Below are 2,794 nucleotides of genomic sequence, written 5' to 3'. Positions count from 1 at the left end.
GGCCCACATTAACGAAGAATATGCCAAAAACACTTTCTTCAAAGGCCGGATCGCCCACGGTATGCTGACGGCCGGCTTGATATCGGCTGTTGTAGGCATGAAATTGCCCGGGCCAGGCACGGTGTACATGGCCCAGGAGCTGAAATTCACGGCTCCGGTAAGGATCGGTGACACCATTAAGGCCGAAGGCGAAGTTATCGAACTAAACAAGGATAAAAACATTGCCGTAATCAAAACAACCTGCACCAACCAGGACGGCAATGTGGTTCTAACCGGGACAGCCACGGTGAAACCGCCAAAATAAAGAATTATACTCGCACCCCTTGTATGGTCGAAAGACATTTCCAAGCAAAAGCGGCTGTATTTTCAACAGCCGCTTTTTCGTCTTATCGCACAAAATCCGTGGCGGTTATTTTACTATAATCCTTACTTACCGCCCGATTACCTGGTGTATTTGATATATATGAATTTGCCCCCTACGCTTTTATTAACATCGGCCGGGCTTTGTGTATTCTGCCAATACACACTGGGCCAATCAGAATTGACGTTATTAGGATTATCGAAAGCGACTGCAATATTCGTTATGGGCGGCAAAGTATTCGCTTTGGTCGTCCACAGATAGATATAATCTCCGCCCGAACCCGAATTTAAATCGGTGCCAATTCGCGTGTAATTAACGTAGTTTGAATTGTGATTCACGGGTTTTGTCTCCGGCGGCGCCGCATTTGTCCTGTATTCCATAAAGAAATCCGTGTATGCCTCATTAACGTTTTCTCCCAGTTTATAGCACAAGTAGATGAAGTTCCCGCCCGCATCTGCGTTCAAATCAGCATTGATCAGCTGATACCCGGCAGGACACTTGCTTCTTGCGTTCCATTCGTTTTTATCTGCGACGAATACGATATCCGTTACATATCTTTGCATAGGCCACTGGTTTCCCTGCGCCAAATTCAGCTTTTCGAATTCGGCTTTAAGGTAGGCAGCCCTGGACGAATCGCTGCAAAGCTCCCAGATGGGTACGAGGGCCCTGGCTGTGGTATTGCCGAAATCGACAAGCGTGCCATTATCCTCCAAAGTGCTTTCCCATTTAGTCAGTGCCTGGGGATCGTTTATGAATTGATTGATATTCAGAGCGAAACCGCCGCCGTAGCTGTGGAGAACCTGGTCCTTGTTGCTGTCATACTCAGATTTATTCTTCACGTTTTGATATTGGCCGCTGCCTCCCGCGCTGAATATGACGGCATTAAAGTCTGCTTTTGTAGCGATTTTAAAGTTTTCGAAACTGGTTGACGCCTTGGAACTGGCAGTAATGCTATAATCAACTCTTCCTCCGGTAATAGTGTCGACAAGTACGTAGTGGCCGAAGTTCGCAAAAACCGTATTGGCGGGAATGCTGTTGTTATTCAGCATATTCCTCGCATCAGCGGTGAGGTAGTCTTTTAAGTCGGCCGCTCCGCTGACATATACGCCGTACTTCTTAACGATATAGTTATAGGTGGAAAAATAGTTGTTCAGTTCCTGTGTGCGTGTCGAATCAAAATTAGTTTTAACCGAACCGCCAAAGCAATAATAGCTGCCCGACGCGCTTATTTTTGTTGACATGCTGTTACTGTATGACCTGATGGATTCTCTGACGTTTTGGCTGTTTTCGCCCTGATCAAAACGGATCCGTTCCATTTTTTGGTTCTTGGATGAGCTTTTCAGTATCTAAAACCGGTTGCTTTAACGAATCCACAGATGCGTATTTGCCAAACACATCATATCCTCTGCCCACCCGCATGACTACAGGAATATCTGCTTCACTCATCGTTACTTTATAAGCTTTTCCGGCAGAATCAATTCCCCAGACATTTTTGAGTTTACTTATATCCACTGAAGTAAGCTTACTAAGCTGAGCGGGTGTTTCTTTCGTAACTGACGGGAGTTTCACTATATCTTTCGATATCGGCGGAAGATCAGGCTTAATAATTGCTCCACCTGATGAGCCTGTTTTTGTTATGGTTATTTTTCTGGCGACTGCGTCCCATTGGACGTCACAGCCCAGAGCTTCGGTAACAAAACGGAGGGGTAGCATGGTCCGCCCGTTTATTATGAGTGGTTTTACATTGACATTGTCAGGATCTATGGGAACTGTGCTGCCATTGACCAATGCATTGTTTTGTCCAATCCATAGTTCCATTTTCGTTTCACCTAATGACACTGTTACTTTTTTTGTTTCATTATCCCAGGAAACATCAGCGCCTAATGGGGTCGCGGCATATCTGATTGGCAGCATAGTCCGGCTTTCAATAATGGAAGGGCTGACATCCATAACTATAAGTTCGCCATCTGCGGTATATGTATTGTTATCGAGGATAAAAACCATAACCGTATCCTGATTTTCTGATGTTTCACCAGCTATGGCGCTCAAGGGAAAAAACATAATTAAAAGCGCCAATACCAACGATATTGACAATACTCTTGATGAAATCCTTCGACATTTTGACTTCGTAGTAGTTTTCATTAATATCTGCCTCCTTTTTAATCAATTAATTAGTTTGCTTATGTTCACTAAGAGCTTTCTCTTATCTCTGCCCCATAGCAATTTTCCTGAACGATACCTTGTTATAACCATGCTTTCTTTTGTTCCGGATAAACCCTGCATTCCTTTAATCAATATCTCCTTCAATAACTATTAAGCTATTGTTGCTATATTATGCTTATTTTACTAACATTCGCTAGTAATATCAAGTACGATAGTTTTTTAACACCCTTCTTTTCAGGCTTGCTTATAAGCTGGGAATTTTGATTGGCA

Annotated in this window: 3 protein-coding genes; 1 reads left to right on the top strand and 2 read right to left on the bottom strand. The window is 43.7% G+C overall.

Annotated elements, in window-relative coordinates; all coding sequences use genetic code 11:
- Positions 1-304, top strand: a 304-nt coding sequence (locus tag NC238_14415) for a MaoC family dehydratase (protein MCM1567100.1), incomplete at its 5' end; no start/stop codon positions are given.
- Between the two features lie 137 nt (positions 305-441).
- Here the strand turns inward: NC238_14415 and NC238_14410 are convergent.
- Both NC238_14410 and NC238_14405 read right to left on the bottom strand, forming a co-directional pair.
- Positions 442-1,677: an MAC/perforin domain-containing protein gene (locus NC238_14410; GenBank protein MCM1567099.1), complete on the bottom strand. Its 1,236-nt coding sequence runs from the start codon at positions 1,675-1,677 to the stop codon at positions 442-444.
- A complete protein-coding gene (locus NC238_14405) occupies positions 1,658-2,503 on the bottom strand; it encodes a copper amine oxidase N-terminal domain-containing protein (protein ID MCM1567098.1) in 846 nt (281 codons plus the stop codon). Before NC238_14405 ends, NC238_14410 begins: the two co-directional genes overlap by 20 nt.
- Positions 2,504-2,794: the final 291 nt, after the last annotated feature.

It is taken from the genome of Dehalobacter sp. (assembly GCA_023667845.1).
In the GTDB taxonomy this organism is placed as follows: Bacteria; Bacillota; Desulfitobacteriia; order Desulfitobacteriales; family Syntrophobotulaceae; genus Dehalobacter.
The sequence above is the reverse complement of the archived record's forward strand: the minus strand, read 5'-3'. Positions and strand labels throughout refer to the sequence as shown.